Source organism: Streptomyces sp. MS06 (assembly GCF_047200655.1).
GTDB lineage: Bacteria > Actinomycetota > Actinomycetes > Streptomycetales > Streptomycetaceae > Streptomyces.
In genome coordinates this window covers 155363-171163 of sequence record NZ_JBJZOJ010000001.1, presented here as the reverse complement: position 1 = coordinate 171163, position 15801 = coordinate 155363, and the positions used below count along the sequence as shown (strand labels likewise).

The following is a 15801-nucleotide window of genomic DNA, read 5'->3' as shown; positions in this document are numbered from 1 at the left end:
GGCGGCGCCGCGGGCCGGGAGCCGCGCAGGGGGCGTGAGAGTGGGCCAGGAGGTCACAGGGCGGGGCACGGGCGGGGTGCGGGGCGGGGCCCGACCCGCTTCGGCTTCGGACCTTACGGCCCGGCCCCTGCTACGTGGGGTCGAGGTCGTGGCTGCGCAGCCACGGCAGCGGGTCTATCGTCGAGCCGCCGTTGGGGCGCACTTCGAAGTGCAGGTGCGGACCGGTCGTGTTGCCGGAGTTCCCGGAGTACGCGATCGGCTGTCCCGCCTTCACGGTAGTGCCGGGGGCGACGCGGTACCGGGACAGATGGCAGTACCAGGTCTGGGTGCCGTCCTTCGCCGTCACGATCATCATGTTGCCGTAGGCGCTGTTCCACTTCGTCGACACGACACCGTCGGTCGCCGCCATGACGGTAGTGCCGTACGACACCGGGAAGTCGATGCCGGTATGGACCGACATCCAGTTGACGCCGGCCTGGCCGTAGTAGGCGCTGAGCCCGCGCTGCGCCACCGGAAGGGCGAACTTGGGGCGCAACCGCTCCTTGCGGGCCGCCTCCTCCGCCGCTTTCTTCCGCTCGGCCTCCTGCTCGGCCTTGAGGTCGATGCGCTCCTGGGTGCGGCTGGCCCGGTCGACGAAGTCGTCGGCTCCGGCGGAGAGTTTCGCGAGCTGGGTGTCCAGCTTGCTGTTGGCGGGGGACTGCTTCACCGAGCCCGGATCCGGTGCGGACGCCGTGGCGTCCCGGCCGTCACCGTCGAAGGTCCCCACGGAGGCCGCGGCGATGCCGGCGACACCCATCACACACACCGACGGCACGGCGATGGTGAGCAGCGCGGACCGCTTGGCGGGAGCGCGCCGGCGGGAGCGGGTTCCGCGGGAGGCGGCACGCGGGGGGCGGACCGCAGCGCTTTCCGCCGGGCCGTCCGGGCCGTCGGCGGGCGATGCGGCGGACGGCATGTCCACCGCGGGCAGCTCGCCGGTGGCGGACGGCCCGTCCTCGCCCGCGGCGTGCTCGTCGACCGGCTGCTCGAAGACGGCGGTCGACTGCGGTGCGCCGGTCTCCGACCAGGCCTCCTGGGCCTCCGCCCCCGGCTGCCCGGGGTCGGGCTGCTGCGCGTACGGCTCCGGGGTCCCGCCCTCGCCGTTCCACTGCGTCGCGTCGTAGGTGCCGGTCTCGTAGGACTGCGTGCCCCAGTCCCACTGCTGCGTGGGGTCGGCGGTGGACGGATCCTGCGGCTGCAGCCAGGGCGAGGCGTCCCACTGGCCGGAGGAGTCCCACCGGCCGGAGAGGTCCGCGGCCGTGGCCTGCTGCGGAAGGCTGGACAGGTGGTGCTGGTCGGCGGCCCAGGCGGTCGCGTCGTAGGCGCCGGTGTCGCAGGCGGCGTAGTGCGTCGCGTACGTGTCCGGGTACGGCGTCCCGCTGCCGTCGGTCGACCACGACGAGCTGTCGTAGCCGCCGGTGGCGCCGCCCGGGTATCCGCCGTGAAGAGGGTCGGCCTGGAAGTCCGCGGTGCCGTGGCCGTCGGCGGAGAACCCGTTCGCGTCGTAGCCGCCGTAGGTGGTGAGGTCTCCGTACGAGGCGTCCTGGGTGCCGTACGGCGGGTAGTGCGCCGAGGGGGCGTCGGAAGCCGGGGCCGGGGTGGTCATGATTCCCGACGGGTGACGGTCGTTCACCAACTTCTCTTTCGCCTCGACAACAGGGGCTGCCAGAGCAGTGCGGTGACTGTACCCGGCGGTATGCGGGCGCGACAATCTTCGTCAGGTTTCGCGCCCGCAGGAAACGGGCATTCGGCTGCCTTCGGGCGAACGGCGGGCACACCCTTGGCACTGTGTTCGATGATTGTTCGACTCCTGACCGGTTCGGGCGGCCCGAAAAGCGGCTCCGCGCGCCCCGAACCCGACCCGGGAGGCCGTAGGGCGGACGTCCGAAGGCTCGCGCCGCGGACGCGGCTCACATGCCGTGGCGCTAGGCGACCGTGACGCCGCTCGCCGGCCCGGTGGAGTCGGCGCCGGGCAGTTCGGCGTCCAGCGCCTGCCGTATGCCCGCCGCCACCGCGGGATGCACGGGCAGCGCGAGGTGCCCCACCCCGCTCACCCGGACGTTCTCCGCGTTCAGGTCGGGATGGTCGATGCAGGCGGCATCGAGTGGTTCCATCAGGTGGTCGAGGTCGCTCCAGAAGCTGACGAACCGGGTGCGGCAGTCGGGCGCGGGCCGGTTCAGCTCCTCCAGCACCGCCGAGCCGGGGCGCATCTGCCGCACGAGGGGGTGGATGTCGGCCAGTGGCGCCACGCGGGTGCCCGAGTGCGGGGTGCCGAGGGTGACCAGTGTGCGTACGCGCTGGTCACCACCCTGTCGCTGAACGTAGTGGCGCGCGATCAGGCCGCCGAGGCTGTGCCCCACGATGTCCACCCGGCTGCTGCCGGTGCGCTCGCAGATCTCCTCGATGCACCGGCCGAGCAGTGCGGCGGCGCCGCGGATGTCGCACGTCAGCGGTGAGTAGTTGAGGGACTCGACGCGCTGCCGGCCGTGCTGGGCGAGATTGCGGCGCAGCAGCAGGAAGACCGACCGGTTGTCGATGAAGCCGTGCAGCAGCACCACCGGCGGCCGGTCCGGACCCGGCAGCCTCGCCGGGTCCGGACCGTCCTGCGGCGGAACCAGCGGCCGGGCGGGTTCGCGGCGCTCCGGGACGATGCCCGACGGGTAGAGCAGGAGGTGTCCCGCGAGGATGGCCGCCTCCAGCGCGGTCGCTTTCAGCAGCGCCACGGACGTGCCCGCCAGCCTGGCGGGAAGGAAGAGCCGGCACAACGGCAGCGCGGGCTGCAGAACCCTGGTCACCTTCATGGCCGACCTCCTGTCGGCACGCGCGAGGACGGCCCTGTCCCCCGTGTGCAGTCCGTGGGCAGTCGCGGTCGAGGCGGTCGACGGACACGTGCGGACCATGTGGGGTGGGCGAGAGCGCCGGTGGCGCCGATGACGCTCCGGGGTCTCCCGCCGACGCGGCGACGGACTCCCCGCCGCCCTTGCTCTGCCCGCCCTGCTGGCCGTGTGTCCCTGCGTCGACGCTGCTCACCGGAGCGGTGTGCGGCTTCCTACTGTGCTCCGGTGGGGGTGCCTCGAGGCGGCTCCCCTCGCGCAGGCCCCGCCGCGACCCCGGTTCCGCCGACAGCGGTCCCCGGGCCGCGAGCGTCCGGAACGCTGCGCGGCGAACGTGTCCCTCCATGTGATTTCCCCCTCCCTGCGCTCCGTGAAACCGCCGGTTGCGGGATGCTGGCGATAACGTTCGTTCACTTCCCCGGCCGCTTCGGCGCGGGGCATCCGTGCCACGGCGGCACGACCGGTGCAGCGGACGGTGGGTACTCATGACTTCGGTACGGATGGATGTATTCGCTTCATGGAGGCAGTGATGGGTGTGGCAGCCGGTCCGATCCGCGTGGTGGTGGCCAAGCCGGGGCTCGACGGCCATGATCGCGGAGCCAAGGTGATCGCGCGGGCCCTGCGCGATGCCGGTATGGAGGTCATCTACACCGGGCTCCACCAGACTCCCGAGCAGATCGTCGACACCGCGATCCAGGAGGACGCCGACGCCATCGGGCTGTCCATCCTCTCCGGAGCGCACAACACGCTCTTCGCCGCGGTGATCGACCTGCTCCGGCAGCGCGACGCGGAGGACATCCTGGTGTTCGGCGGCGGCATCATCCCGGAGGCGGACATCGCGCCGCTGAAGGAGAAGGGCGTCGCGGAGATCTTCACCCCGGGGGCGACGACCCAGTCCATCGTCGACTGGGTGCGGGCCCACGCGCGCCAGCCCGCCGCCTCCGGCAGCTGAGCAGACGTCCGGCGCGGCCGGGTGGGTGCCAGGGGCCCGGTGACCGCCGCCCCGCCCACCCGCACCCGGGTCGCCGGTCCCGGGCACCCCGTTCGCCGGGGCCGGCCCGGGGCGTCCGGCCCGGGGACCGGCCGCCTTCGGGCTCCCACTCGACGGGGCTCCGGCTGTGCAGACGCCCCGCCCGACAGACGGCACCCCCCTCAGCGGCCGCCAGGTCGGGAGGGCACCGACGGGCCCTCGGGCCGCGCGGCCCGCAGCTCCTCGGCCATCGACGCGCGCAGCCGCAACGTCGTCACCAACCGCTGGAACGCCTCCGCCCAGTAGCCACCGGCCCCGGGGGACGCGTGCTCCGGCTCGTCCGGCACTGCCAGCAGGCCGTCCAGACGTCCGGACTCCGCCGGGTCGAGGCAGCGCTCGGCCAGGCCCATCACCCCGCTGAAACTCCACGGGTAGCTCCCCGCGTCGCGCGCGATGTTGAGGGAGTCCACGACCGCCCGCCCGAGCGGAGCGGCCCAGGGCACGGCACACACGCCGAGCAGCTGGAACGCCTCGGACAGGCCGTGCGCGGAGAGGAAGCCGGCGACCCAGCCGGCCCGCTCCTCCGGGGGGAGGACTCCGAGGAGTCCGGCCCGCTCGGCCAGGGAGACCGCGCCGGGGCCGCCGGCCCCGGGGGCCGACGGCGCGCCCAGCAGCGCCCTCGACCACTCGGCGTCCTGCTGCCGCACCGCGGCACGGCACCACGCCCCGTGCAGTTCGCCCTGCCAGTCGTCCGCCACCGCCAGCGCCACGATCTGCCCGGGCGTCCGCCCGCCCAGCCGCGCGGGCCAGGACCCGAGCGGGGCCGCCTCCACCACCTGGCCGAGCCACCAGGACCGTTCGCCCCGGCCGGCCGGCGGCCGGGCGACGACACCGTCCCGTTCCATGTCCGCGTCGCAGCAGTGCGGCGCCTCGACGACCAGCGTCGGCGTGTCACGGGTGTGGTCGACGGCCACACACGTCGCGGCACGCGCCGCCATCCGCGAGGCGAGCGCGGAGTCCGGCAGCCCGGACAGCAGCTCCGCCGCCGTCGCCCGCACATTGCGGCTCCGGTCGGACAGCGCCTGCTCCAGGAACGGCTCGTCGCCCGGGCCGAGACCGGTGCGCAACGAGTCCACGAACATCAGCCGGTCCTCGGCCCGCTCCGCGGCCCATGTGGTCGCCAGGAGCTCTCGAGCGGACTGCGGATCGCGCGCCCGCAGCGCCGCGAGCAGGGCGACCCGCTCCGCGAACAACCCCTCCCGCCAGAGCCGGCCGGTACGCTCGGCGTCCTCGGGCGGCGCCGCCGCGCCGCCCGGAGCCGAGCGCAGCGCGAACCGCCACTCCGGGTTCATCCGAGCCAGCCACAGCGCGCGCGGACCGGCGAACTCCAGCACCGCCGGACGCAGGTCCGTACGTCCCCGGGCCGCGTCCAGCAGGGCGGGCAGCAGCGGCGGGGGCGCCGCATAGCCGTACCCGTTCGCCGCCGCCAGCCACTGCGGCAGCAACTCCCGCAGGTCCGGGGCCGCGCCCCGGCGGCCGCCCCCCGCCCCCGGACGGTCCGCCAGCAGCGCCGCGAGCCGGCGGGCCGCCGCCGCGGGCAGGGGCGGACGGGGGTCGGCGGGCGCCCGATCCGGGCGCTGCGCGGCGGGTGCCGCCCGTAGCCCGGCCCGCCGCCGCACGGTCGCCGCGGCGGCCGCGTCGAGCAGCGCCACCGGAGCCTCCCGGCCGGAGCCCGGACCGGGCGGGGGGCGGCGCTCGGTACCCAGCAGCGCCGCGGTGACCAGGTCCTCCCAGTCGCCCGTCGTGAGCGGGTCCGCCGGGGTCACGGTCTGGTCCATCGGGGCTCTCCTCCTCTGTGGACGTCCGGTCCTCTGTGGATGTCCGGGCCTTCCGGCCGGGGACGGAACCAGGCAGGGCGGCCGCCCGGCCGCTCAGGTGCCGTCAGCACAGCGCCACCGCCTCGCCCGCTCCCTCCGGCCAGGCCGTCAGCGGGGTGAAGCCGCGGTGGCCGCACTCACCGAAGACCGTGACCGGCGCGCCGCCCGACAAGGCGACCAGCCGCCACAGCCCGGGGCGGGCCCGGGCGACGGAGGTCAGCGGCAGGGCCGCGTCCGTGTCCGCGTCGGCGAGCTGCCAGGAGTCGCCGTCCCGGGCCGGCACCACCCGCTCCAGCGTCACCGGGACGGACTCCAGCCACGGGTCGTCCCGCAGGGCCGCCCCGTAGCGGGCGGCGGCCTGCGGCACCGGCACCCCGGGCGGCCGGACCGACGACGGCACCGCCGAGGCGAACTGTCTCCCCAGAGCCGCCCGCTGCTGCCCGGCGCCCGGGTAGGCGGACACCTCGGCGTCCAGGGCCAGCCCGACCGGCAGGGCCAGCTCCGGAGCCCGTCCGGCGGCACCGTACGACAGCAGCAGCGCCGTGCGGTGCGAGGCGGCGCCGTACAGCCAGACGCGGCGGGTGGTCAGTTTCGCGTCCGCGGTGTCGTACCGGGCGAGCACCAGCCACTCGTCGCGCAGCGGCGGCCCGTCCGCCGTGCCGGGCAGCCCCACACGGGACCGGACCGTCGCCGCCAGGTCCCCGGGCAGCTCCTCGCGGCGCAGCCAGCCCTGGTCCAGCAGGTGCAGCAGGGCGCACTCCTCCAGCAGGCGTACGGGCCAGCCGGGGCCCGAGGACGGTATCGCGCCCAGTTCCCTGACCCGCGCCGCCAGGCCGGGCGCCTGGGCGTCGACCATGCGGGCCGCCGTCTCCTCCCACAGTCCGTACCCCGCCCGCTCGGCCTCCGACAGTCCGCCCCGCAGGAGGTCCGCCAGACGCTGCTCCAGCTCGATCGCTCCCGCGGTGACCCGGGCGGCCCGGCGCTCCGCGCGGCGCCGGGCCGCCTCCGGGTCGGCCGCACCCGGCCCGGCACCCGAGGCCGCCGACCGCCTCTCCTCCGACCGCCCGCGTCGTCCCGTGATCCACTGCGCCGCCCACGCCGGCGGCTCCCCCGGCGCCACCGCCGGATCCTCCTCCGCCCAGAGCAGCAGCAGGCCGAGCGCGTGTTTGCACGGGAACTTGCGGCTCGGGCAACTGCACCGGTACCCGGGCCCGCTGTCGCCCGCGAGGTCGACGGCGGTCCGGTACGGGCTGCTTCCGCTGCCCTTGCACAGTCCCCACACCGCCCCCTCGGTGCCGCAGCCGGCCTCGGACCACGGACCGGCCGTGCCCAGCCTGCCGCCCGCCCTGCGTGACGCGGCGTCAGGCGCCAGTGCCAGCACCTGTTCCGCGCTCCACCGCTCCCCCTGCTGATTCATGTCCCCGACCGTAGGACCCGCCACTGACAATGACCGCCGCGGCAAGCGTCTTCGCAGGTCGGAGCCGATTGTCAGTGCCGTGGTGCACGGTGGACACCAGATCCGAACCGGCCCAGCTGGAGGGGGACTTTGCCATGACTGTGTCCGCGGGGACGGCTGCCGCCGCACCGGACGAGAAGGACCCGGCGGGCGCGGCCCGGGCGCTGCGTCCGCACGCCGAGGACGCCTTCGCCCACGAACTCGCCGCGCTGGCGGCGCAGGACGACCGCCCCCGCCCGCCGCGCTGGAGGCTGTCGCCCTGGGCGGTGGCGACGTACCTGCTCGGCGGCACCCTGCCGGACGGCACGGTGGTCACCCCGAAGTACGTGGGCCCCCGGCGCATCGTGGAGGTCGCCGTCACCACGCTTGCCACCGACCGCGCGCTGCTGCTGCTCGGGGTGCCCGGCACCGCGAAGACCTGGGTGTCCGAGCACCTGGCCGCGGCGGTCAGCGGCGACTCGACACTGCTGGTGCAGGGCACGGCGGGTACACCCGAGGAAGCGATCCGCTACGGCTGGAACTACGCCCGGCTGCTCGCCCACGGGCCGAGCCGCGAGGCGCTGGTGCCCAGCCCGGTCATGCGGGCCATGGCGGAGGGGACCACGGCGCGCGTCGAGGAGCTGACCCGCATCCCGGCCGACGTGCAGGACACGCTGATCACGATCCTGTCGGAGAAGACGCTGCCGATACCCGAGCTGGGACAGGAGGTTCAGGCGGTCCGCGGCTTCAACCTGATCGCCACGGCCAACGACCGCGACCGCGGGGTCAACGACCTCTCCAGCGCCCTGCGCCGCCGCTTCAACACGGTCGTACTGCCGCTGCCGGAGAGCGTGGACGTCGAGGTCGACATCGTCGCGCGGCGCGTCGACCAGATCGGCCGCTCCCTCGACCTGCCGGCGGTGCCCGACGGCGTGGACGAGATCCGCCGCGTCGTCACCGTCTTCCGGGAACTGCGCGACGGCGTCACCGCCGACGGCCGGACGAAACTGAAGTCGCCCAGCGGCACGCTGTCGACCGCCGAGGCGATCTCCGTCGTCACCGGCGGTCTGGCGCTGGCCGCACACTTCGGCGACGGGCTGCTGCGACCGGGCGACGTGGCCGCGGGCGTTCTCGGCGCCGTGGTCCGCGATCCCGCCGCCGACCGGGTCGTCTGGCAGGAGTATCTGGAGGCCGTGGTCCGCGAGCGCGACGGCTGGACGGACTTCTACCGCGCCTGCCGGGAGGTGAGCGCATGACCGGAAGGCAGGAGGGGACCGGCCGGCGGCGCACGCCCCCCGCCTCCCGCCGAGGGAGCACGCCCTCGGCCGGGCCGGCGCAGCCCCGCACGGCGGCCGGCACCGCGGGGCCCCGCCCGGCGGGCCGCGCGACCGCGAGGACCGGCCCGGCGGGGCACGGGATGCGCGGGAGTGCGGCGCGCGGGGGCGGGACGTCCGGCGGCCGCCCGCGGGGCCCGGCGAGTCGCCCGCCCGCTCCCGGCGGGCCGCGCCACCACCGCCGGGCTCCCCGGCCGGCCGGGGAGCCCGGCGGGGGGGGGGGGGGGGGGGGGGGGGGGGGGGGGGGGGGGGGGGGGGGGGGGGGGGGGGGGGGGGGGGGGGGGGGGGGGGGGGGGGGGGGGGGGGGGGGGGGGGGAGGGGGGGGGGGGGGGGGGGGGGGGGGGGGGGGGGGGGGGGGGGGGGGGGGGGGTCCCCCCCCCCCCCCCCCCGCCGCCGGGAAGCCGCTACGGAGTGGTGCTCAGGCCCTGCTTCTCCATCTCGGCGATGGTCTGCTTCTGCGCCGTGCCCAGCGCGCCGGCGATGGTGCCCTTGCCCGCCCACGCCTTGCCCAGGCCGTCATCGAGGTCGGCCGCCGTCCTGGTCATCAGCGGCCCCCAGGTCCACCCCGTCCTCACCTGCGACGCGGCGTCGGCGAAGACCTTGTAGATGTTCTGACCGCCGAAGTACGCGTCGCCCTTGGCGAGCTGGGGCAGGTCCAGGAGCTTTTCGGCGGCCGGGTACAGAGCGGCCTTCTCGACCAGAGTGCCGTAGGCCTCGCGGTCGGTGCTCAGCCAGTGGGCGAACTCCCAGGCGGCCTTCGGGTCGTCGCAGCCCTTGAGGACCGCGGTGGCGGAGCCGCCGGCATTGCCGGTCCGGAGGTTGCCCGCATCCCACTGGGGCATCGGGGCGACCGCCCACTGCCCGGCGCCGTTCTTCGCGCCGCCCTTGATGACCCCGGCCTGCCAGACCGCGCCGACCACGGTGGCGATGTCGCCGTCGCCCAGGCCGGTGTACCACGCCTGGTCGTACATCGGCGCGCTGCTGATCAGGTGGTCGTCGGCGAGGCCCTGCCAGTAGTCGGCGACCTTCTTGTTGGCTGCCGAGTCCATCGTGACCTGCCAGGCGTCGCCCTTGGTGGCGAACCAGTCGGCGCCGGCCTGCCAGGCCAGTCCCGCGTAGTCGTAGTCGAGGTAGGGCGAGGAGATGTAGCGCTTGGGGGAGGAGGCGTGGATCTTCTCGGCCGCGGTCCGGTACTCGGCCCAGGTGGCCGGCGGCTTCAGCCCGAGCGAGTCGAAGACCTTCTTGTTGTAGAACAGCGCCATCGGGCCGGTGTCGACGGGGGCGCCGAAGACCTGCTTGCCCAGGGTGACCGCGTTCCAGGCGGCCTCCTGGAAGTCGGCCTGGTCGGCTGCGCTGACCTCGCCGGACACGTCCTGCAGGGCGCCCTGCGCGGCGAAACTCGGCAGGGTCTCGTACCCCAGCTGTGCCAGACAGGGCGCGTTGCCCGCCTTCACCGCGTTCAGCATCTTCTGGTAGCCGCCCTTGGCGCCCGGCTGGACGGCCTGGTAGGTGACCCGGGTGTCGGGGTGCGAGGCGTCGAACGCCTCGACCGCGTCCGCGTAACCCGGAGCCCAGCCCCAGAATGTGATCGATGACTTCCCGGACTCCGGTGATGCGCCGCCACCGGCGTCACCGGAGCACGCCGTTGCGGCGAGCAGTAGCGTCAGCGCTCCGGCAGAGCCCAGAAAACGACGCAGAACTGTATGTTTCACGGCTACTCCTACAACGGGCTGCGAGCTGGGCGAGGGCACTCCACAGGGGCCGCGGGGCGGCCGGTGTGCTGCCGGAGCAGGCACCGGAGCGCTTCGATGGAGCGAGACTATGGCAGAGAATGTTATCGATGCCAAGACGTCTGGGGCGGTGACTTCGGTGGGCACCCCCGGGTGCTGCTGACCGTGGAGAATGAGAGCGTTATCATCGGTGGGGTCGGCCAGAGGAAGGAAGCCATGTCCGAGCAGGGTGCGCAGGTCAGGGTGCGGCCGCCGGGGATGGCGGACGTGGCGCGGGCCGCCGGCGTGTCGGCGCAGACGGTGTCACGCGTGCTGTCGAACCACCCCAACGTGCAGGAGCGCACCCGGGCCAAGGTGCTGGCGGCAGTGGAGCAGCTCGGCTACCGCCGCAACAACGCGGCGCGGATGCTGTCCTCCGGCCGCAGCCGCACCATCGGCGTGGTCACGCTGCAGACCACCTTCTACTCCCGCACGGCCGTCACCGCAGGCATCGAGCACGCGGCGCAGGCCGCCGGGTACGCGGTCAGCACGGCCACCACCGCCTCGCTGGACACCTCCGCCATAGAGGCGGCGCTCTCCCGGCTGGCGGACCAGGGCGTCGAGGGCGTGATCCTCTCCGTGCCGCTCATCCACAGCAGCCCCCGCATCGAGCAGCTGACCCGGGCCGTCCCCACCATCACCATCGACGGCTCTCGCACCGACACCACCGAGGTCGTCGCCATCGACCAGGCGCTGGCCGCCCGCCTGGCCACCCGGCACCTGCTCGACCTCGGCCACGAGACGGTCTGGCACATCGCGGGCCCCGAGATGTGGCTGGAGGCCGCCGGCCGGCGTGACGGATGGCGCGAGACCCTGGAGGCGGCCGGCCGGCCGGTGCCGCCCGAGCTGGAGGGTGACTGGTCGCCCGCCTCCGGCTACCGCAACGGACTCATCGTCGGCCGCATCCCCGACGCCACCGCGGTGTTCGTCGCCAGCGACGAGATGGCCTTCGGCGTGATCCGCGCCCTCACCGAACTCGGCCGGCGCGTGCCCGAGGACGTCTCTCTGGTCGGCATGGACGACATCGACCTCGCGGCCTACTGCACCCCTCCGCTGACCACCATTGCCCAGCCCTTCTCCCGCACCGGCGAACTCGCGGTCGCCCACCTCCTGCGGCACATCACCGACCCCGACGGTGTCGTCGTCCCCGGCTCCGTGGAACCCGAACTCGTCATCAGGGGAAGCACCGCCCCCAGGTGAACCCGGGTCGCCTCCGACTCCCGTCCCCGGCGGCGGAAGTGTCGCGCAGGGGCCCGCGTCGTCGGACGGGCCCATGCGCCGCCTTCCCCGGGCATGCGATACCGGCCTGCCTCCTGTGTGGGGCCGAGCGCGACACGGTCAACTCCCATGGGGCCACCGGCTTAACCGTTGGATGGAGTCCCTGACCACCCTGTAGGTTCCCGGGTGTGAGTGACGACGGCAAGACTCGGATTCGTTTCGCGGCGGAGGCGGATGCAGGCGTGATCGCACGCATCCACATGACTTCCCGGTCGGCGACCATGCCCTATCTTCCAGTGCAGAAACGCAGTCACGAGCAGGTGACCCGATGGGTCCGGGACGTCCTGCTCAAGCAGTGCCGCACCTGGGTCGCAGTGCGTGATGCGGAGATCGCCGGCTATGCCGCCCTCGACGGCGACATGCTCGAACACCTCTACCTGCGCCCCGACGCCCGTCGGCAGGGCATCGGCACGCTACTCCTCGACGAGGTCAGGCGGCACAGCCCGGACAGGGTGTCTCTGCAGGTCTTTCAGCAGAACACCGACGCACGGGCGTTCTACGAGCGCCACGGTTTCACCGTCCTTGACACCAGCGACGGCGATCGCAACATGGAGAACCTGCCGGACATGACCCTTCGCTGGACGCCCGCCCGTACCCGGTGAACCGGCCCGCCCGCGCGAGCCGCACGGCGTGACCGATCCGGTCACGCCACGTTGGCGAGGGAATGTCGGGCCTGGGGAGAGCTCCATCCGCTCCCACGCTGTATCCGTCAACTCACCTCGACCTGCCGTGGTCAACGATCAGGGTGCTCGTGCTCGGACTCTCGGGCCGGGTCCGTCACGAAACGGCTCAGCCGGTACGTGGTCGGCAGTGTGAGTCGCCCGCACAGCGTGTCGATCCGGATCGTCGGCCCGTCGACTCCTGCCTCCCGGAGACGGCGCAACCACGTACGCATCTCCGCCTGGTCCCGAGTCTCGACGACCACTTCCCACCGCCCCGCGTCCGGCGCGATACGAGAAGCACGCCGCTGCCGCGCGTCCTCCTGTCGCCGCTTCCTCTTCCTCTGTCCTGGCACCTGCCCAGAATCACCGGCCGGCGGCAGCACGGCAAGGCGATCGGGTCGAACACGTACCCGCTCGTTGATCATTTGTCGGACAGGCCCTGGCCGGATGCCCTGCTCGCTGCGGACGCGGGGCAGCATGCCGGAAGGCCGACCGGACGCGCAACCGTGACCACGACGACGCCCCCGAAGGGTGCCGGACCCCGCGCGACCGGGACTTCCGCAACGGTTCCCGGTCGCCCGCATGCTCCCTCGGCACCCTTGGCGCGCAGAACACGGCCTGTTCGAGTGCGCCGCGTACGGTCACCGCCGGTGTGGGCTACTTGTCGCCGGCTACCCGGCCGCGGTGTGCTGCGGCTGGGGGGAGGGCGGGAAGGTACTGCTCGACCCAGATGGTCTTGCCGGCGCGGTGGTGGCGGGTGCCCCAACGGTCGGCGACATGGCTGACGAGGAAGAGGCCGCGGCCGCCTTCGTCCGTGGTGTGGGCTCGGCGCAGATGCGGGGATGTGTTGGCGCCGTCGCTTACTTCGCAGATCAGTACCTGGGAGCGAATCAGTCGCAGGGTGAAGGGCGGAGCGGCGTACCGGACGGCGTTGGTGACCAGCTCGCTGACGATCAGCTCGGTGGAGAAGAGGCGGTCCTCGAGCCCCCAGAGGCGCAGCTGCTCGGACACCAGGGCGCGGGCGTGGGCTGCGGCCCGGAGACCGGGCTGCAGCTCCCAGTGCGCGACGTGGCCGTCGCTCAGGCGTTGCGTCCGGGCGAGAAGCAGGGCGACGTCGTCGTCGCTGCCGCCGCGGCCGAGGGTGGCGGTGCAGACGCGGTCGCACAACTGGTGGAGCGAAGTGCCGGCCGCGGGGGCGGTCAGAGCGCGGGCCAGGCGGGCGAGAGCGTCGTCGGTCTCCTGCACGCGCAGGTTCAGCAGTCCGTCGGTGTACAGGACGATGACCGTGCCGGGGTCGAGGTGGAACTCCTTGTCCTCGAACACGGTGGCCGGGATCCCCAGGGGCGGGGTCTCGGGCAGTCGGAGGAACTCGACGCTGCCGTCGGCCGTCAGGAGCGCGGCAGGCGCATGCCCCGCGCCGGCCATGGTGCAGCCTCCGGTGACGGGGTCGTAGACGAGGAACAGCAGTGTGGCGCCGGGCTCGCGCTCCGGATCCTCCTCGCCCAGGCGCACCACGAGGTCGTTCATCCGGGTGAGCAGCTCCGCGGGAGCGAGGTCGAGATCGGCGAGAGTGTGGACGGCGGTGCGCAAGCGCCCCATCAGGGCGGCGGCGTGGACACCGTGCCCGACGACATCGCCGATGACCAGGGCCACCCGGCTGCCGGACAGCGGGATCACGTCGAACCAGTCCCCGCCGACGCCCGCCGAGGAGTCCGCCGGCACATAGTGGTGGCACGCCTCCACCGCAGGCAGCGAGGGCACTGCACGCGGCAGCAGTTCACGCTGCAGAGCCAACGCCACGTCCTCGGTCACGTTCAGGCGCCTCTCACGCGCCCGGGCCTGGGCCAGCAGCACCCCCACCAGGCTGACCCCGGCGACCAGGCCGAGCTTGATCGCCCACACGTCCCAGACGTCGGCCCGGCCGCTGTGCACAGCCGCGTACACGGCGACCGTGAGCGCGCCCAGCAACGCGGTGGCGGGGACCGTGTGCACGGCCGCCGCCAGAAGCGGCACCGCGGCAAGGAGAAGCCCGAAGTGGTCGCGCGGTGACGAGAACACCACGATGGCGGTGACCAGCACCAGGGCGAAGCTCGGCAGCGTCAGGAGCAGCCGACGGCTTCCGCCTGACGAGGGCGAGCTGTGGACCAGTGCACCCATCCGGCTATCACCATCCGCCACGTACTCGCCGACCGGTCGGTTCGATGACCCCACTCGGCACAAAGCGGCAGGCACCGGCGAGCTGCGTTCGCGGTGCCTGTCAGGAAATCACCGGTGTCGCCCGTTTTGGGTCACTATTACCACAGTACTACTCCGCCTTCCCCCTCTGCTGCGGCTGCACCATGGCGTCGCATGGTCCGGGCCTCTTCCCGAGCGGTGGACACGCTGACAGGGATCCGCCTGATCCGGAGGGAGTGAGGCGAGCGCCGAGGGCGTTGAAGGACCACTGGAGCAGCGGGGGAATCAGTGCGCCGGCAGCGACTCCCCGGAGTCTGCCCAGAGATGCTCGTGGCAGACTCCCCGGAGCGCGGGGGCCCGAGGAAGGTCGTGGATTGCAGGGTCAGGAGATCGCGTAACCTGGCGAAATGCTGACCGAGGTGACGGCGACCCGCTACGTCGCGCCGCTGCACGAGGGCGGCTCCGTCCCCGCGATCGTCGAGGCCGACGACTCCGGCACCTACGTCGTGAAGTTCACCGGCTCCGCGCAGGGGCGCAGGGCGCTGGTGGCCGAGGTGGTCGTGGGGGAGCTGGCGCGGGCGCTCGGACTGCGGTTCCCCGAGCTGGTCCTGGTGCACTTCGATCCGGCCGTCGCCGCTTCCGAGCCGCACCAGGAGGTGCGCGCCCTGCACCGCTCCAGCGCCGGCGTGAACCTCGGCATGGACTTCCTCCCGGGCGCGAGGGACTTCACTCCGGAGGTCGCCGCGGACTTTCCCGTGGACCCGCTGGAGGCCGGGCGGATCGTCTGGCTGGACGGGCTGACCGCCAACGTCGACCGCACCGTCCACAGCTCCAACCTGCTGGTCTGGCCCACGCTGGGCGTCGCGCCGCCGCGGCTGTGGCTGATCGACCACGGGGCCGCGCTGGTCTTCCACCACCGCTGGGAGGGCGCCGATCCCGCGAAGCGGTACGACTTCCGGCACCACGCCCTCGGGCGCCACGCCCCCGACGTGCGCGCCGCCGACGCGGAACTCGCACCGAGGGTGACCGCGGAACTGCTGCACGAGGTGCTCGCGGCGGTGCCCGACGCCTGGCTGGAGGGGCCGGACGGCGGCGCTAGTCCCGCCGGGGCCCGGCAGGCGTACGTGGATCATCTGCTCGCCCGGGTGCGGGCCTCCGCGGCCTGGCTGCCGACCGACTTCCCCACCCGGGAGGAACTCGCGGCCGAGGACGCCCGGCGGGCCGCGCGCACCCGCCGGGGGCGTCCGCCCTGGCTCCGGCACGTTCCGGATCTGCACGGCAGGCCGCAGGTGGAGGCGGACGGGTCGGCGCACCTGGAGTGACTCCCGGCGGACCGGCCGCCGTTGACCGACTGCCGTTGACCGACTGCCGTTGACCGGCCGCTGCGGGCCGGCCGCGGTCGGCCGGGTCCCGCGGCCGGCCCGCCGG

At 73.9% G+C, this 15801-nt stretch carries 11 protein-coding genes; 5 read left to right on the top strand and 6 right to left on the bottom strand.

What is annotated here, in order from left to right:
• Positions 1–130: 130 nt before the first annotated feature.
• Together ACL02U_RS00680 and ACL02U_RS00675 are read right to left on the bottom strand one after the other, a co-directional pair.
• Positions 131–1672: a peptidoglycan DD-metalloendopeptidase family protein gene (locus tag ACL02U_RS00680; RefSeq protein ID WP_412788563.1), complete on the bottom strand. Its 1542-nt coding sequence runs from the start codon at positions 1670–1672 to the stop codon at positions 131–133.
• 292 nt (positions 1673–1964) lie between these two features.
• On the bottom strand, positions 1965–2840 hold the full coding sequence (locus ACL02U_RS00675) for a lipase family alpha/beta hydrolase (protein ID WP_412788562.1): 876 nt from the start codon (positions 2838–2840) through the stop codon (positions 1965–1967).
• Between the two features lie 562 nt (positions 2841–3402).
• Here ACL02U_RS00675 and ACL02U_RS00670 point away from each other — a divergent pair.
• Positions 3403–3825 carry a cobalamin B12-binding domain-containing protein gene (locus tag ACL02U_RS00670; RefSeq protein WP_412788561.1) on the top strand — a complete coding sequence of 141 codons (423 nt, stop codon included), beginning with the start codon at positions 3403–3405 and terminating at the stop codon, positions 3823–3825.
• Positions 3826–4025: 200 nt separating this feature from the next.
• Here ACL02U_RS00670 and ACL02U_RS00665 read toward each other — a convergent pair whose 3' ends face one another.
• Complete coding sequence (locus ACL02U_RS00665) at positions 4026–5681, bottom strand: DUF5691 domain-containing protein (RefSeq protein ID WP_412788560.1); 1656 nt, start codon at positions 5679–5681, stop codon at positions 4026–4028.
• A gap of 103 nt (positions 5682–5784) precedes the next feature.
• A complete protein-coding gene (locus tag ACL02U_RS00660; protein ID WP_412788559.1) occupies positions 5785–7137 on the bottom strand; it encodes an SWIM zinc finger family protein in 1353 nt (450 codons plus the stop codon).
• Positions 7138–7271: 134 nt separating this feature from the next.
• Here ACL02U_RS00660 and ACL02U_RS00655 point away from each other — a divergent pair, with 134 nt between their 5' ends.
• Positions 7272–8411, top strand: a complete 1140-nt coding sequence (locus tag ACL02U_RS00655) for an ATP-binding protein (RefSeq protein WP_412788558.1) — start codon at positions 7272–7274, stop codon at positions 8409–8411.
• A gap of 482 nt (positions 8412–8893) precedes the next feature.
• Here the strand turns inward: ACL02U_RS00655 and ACL02U_RS00650 are convergent, their stop codons facing one another.
• Entirely contained in the window at positions 8894–10201 is a 1308-nt protein-coding gene (locus tag ACL02U_RS00650; protein ID WP_412788557.1) for an ABC transporter substrate-binding protein, read from the bottom strand.
• 234 nt (positions 10202–10435) lie between these two features.
• Between ACL02U_RS00650 and ACL02U_RS00645 the strand changes: the two genes are divergently transcribed.
• Both ACL02U_RS00645 and ACL02U_RS00640 read left to right on the top strand, forming a co-directional pair.
• Positions 10436–11458 carry a LacI family DNA-binding transcriptional regulator gene (locus ACL02U_RS00645; RefSeq protein WP_412788556.1) on the top strand — a complete coding sequence of 341 codons (1023 nt, stop codon included), beginning with the start codon at positions 10436–10438 and terminating at the stop codon, positions 11456–11458.
• Positions 11459–11664: 206 nt separating this feature from the next.
• The gene (locus ACL02U_RS00640; RefSeq protein ID WP_412788555.1) at positions 11665–12138 is read left to right on the top strand and encodes an N-acetyltransferase family protein; all 474 of its coding nucleotides are present in this window, start codon (positions 11665–11667) and stop codon (positions 12136–12138) included.
• Between the two features lie 717 nt (positions 12139–12855).
• Here the strand turns inward: ACL02U_RS00640 and ACL02U_RS00635 are convergent.
• Positions 12856–14355, bottom strand: coding sequence for a SpoIIE family protein phosphatase (locus ACL02U_RS00635; RefSeq protein WP_412788554.1), 1500 nt, complete (start codon positions 14353–14355; stop codon positions 12856–12858).
• A 425-nt stretch (positions 14356–14780) separates the two neighbouring features.
• Here ACL02U_RS00635 and ACL02U_RS00630 point away from each other — a divergent pair, with 425 nt between their 5' ends.
• Entirely contained in the window at positions 14781–15695 is a 915-nt protein-coding gene (locus tag ACL02U_RS00630) for a HipA family kinase (protein ID WP_412788553.1), read from the top strand.
• The last annotated feature ends 106 nt before the right edge of the window (positions 15696–15801 follow it).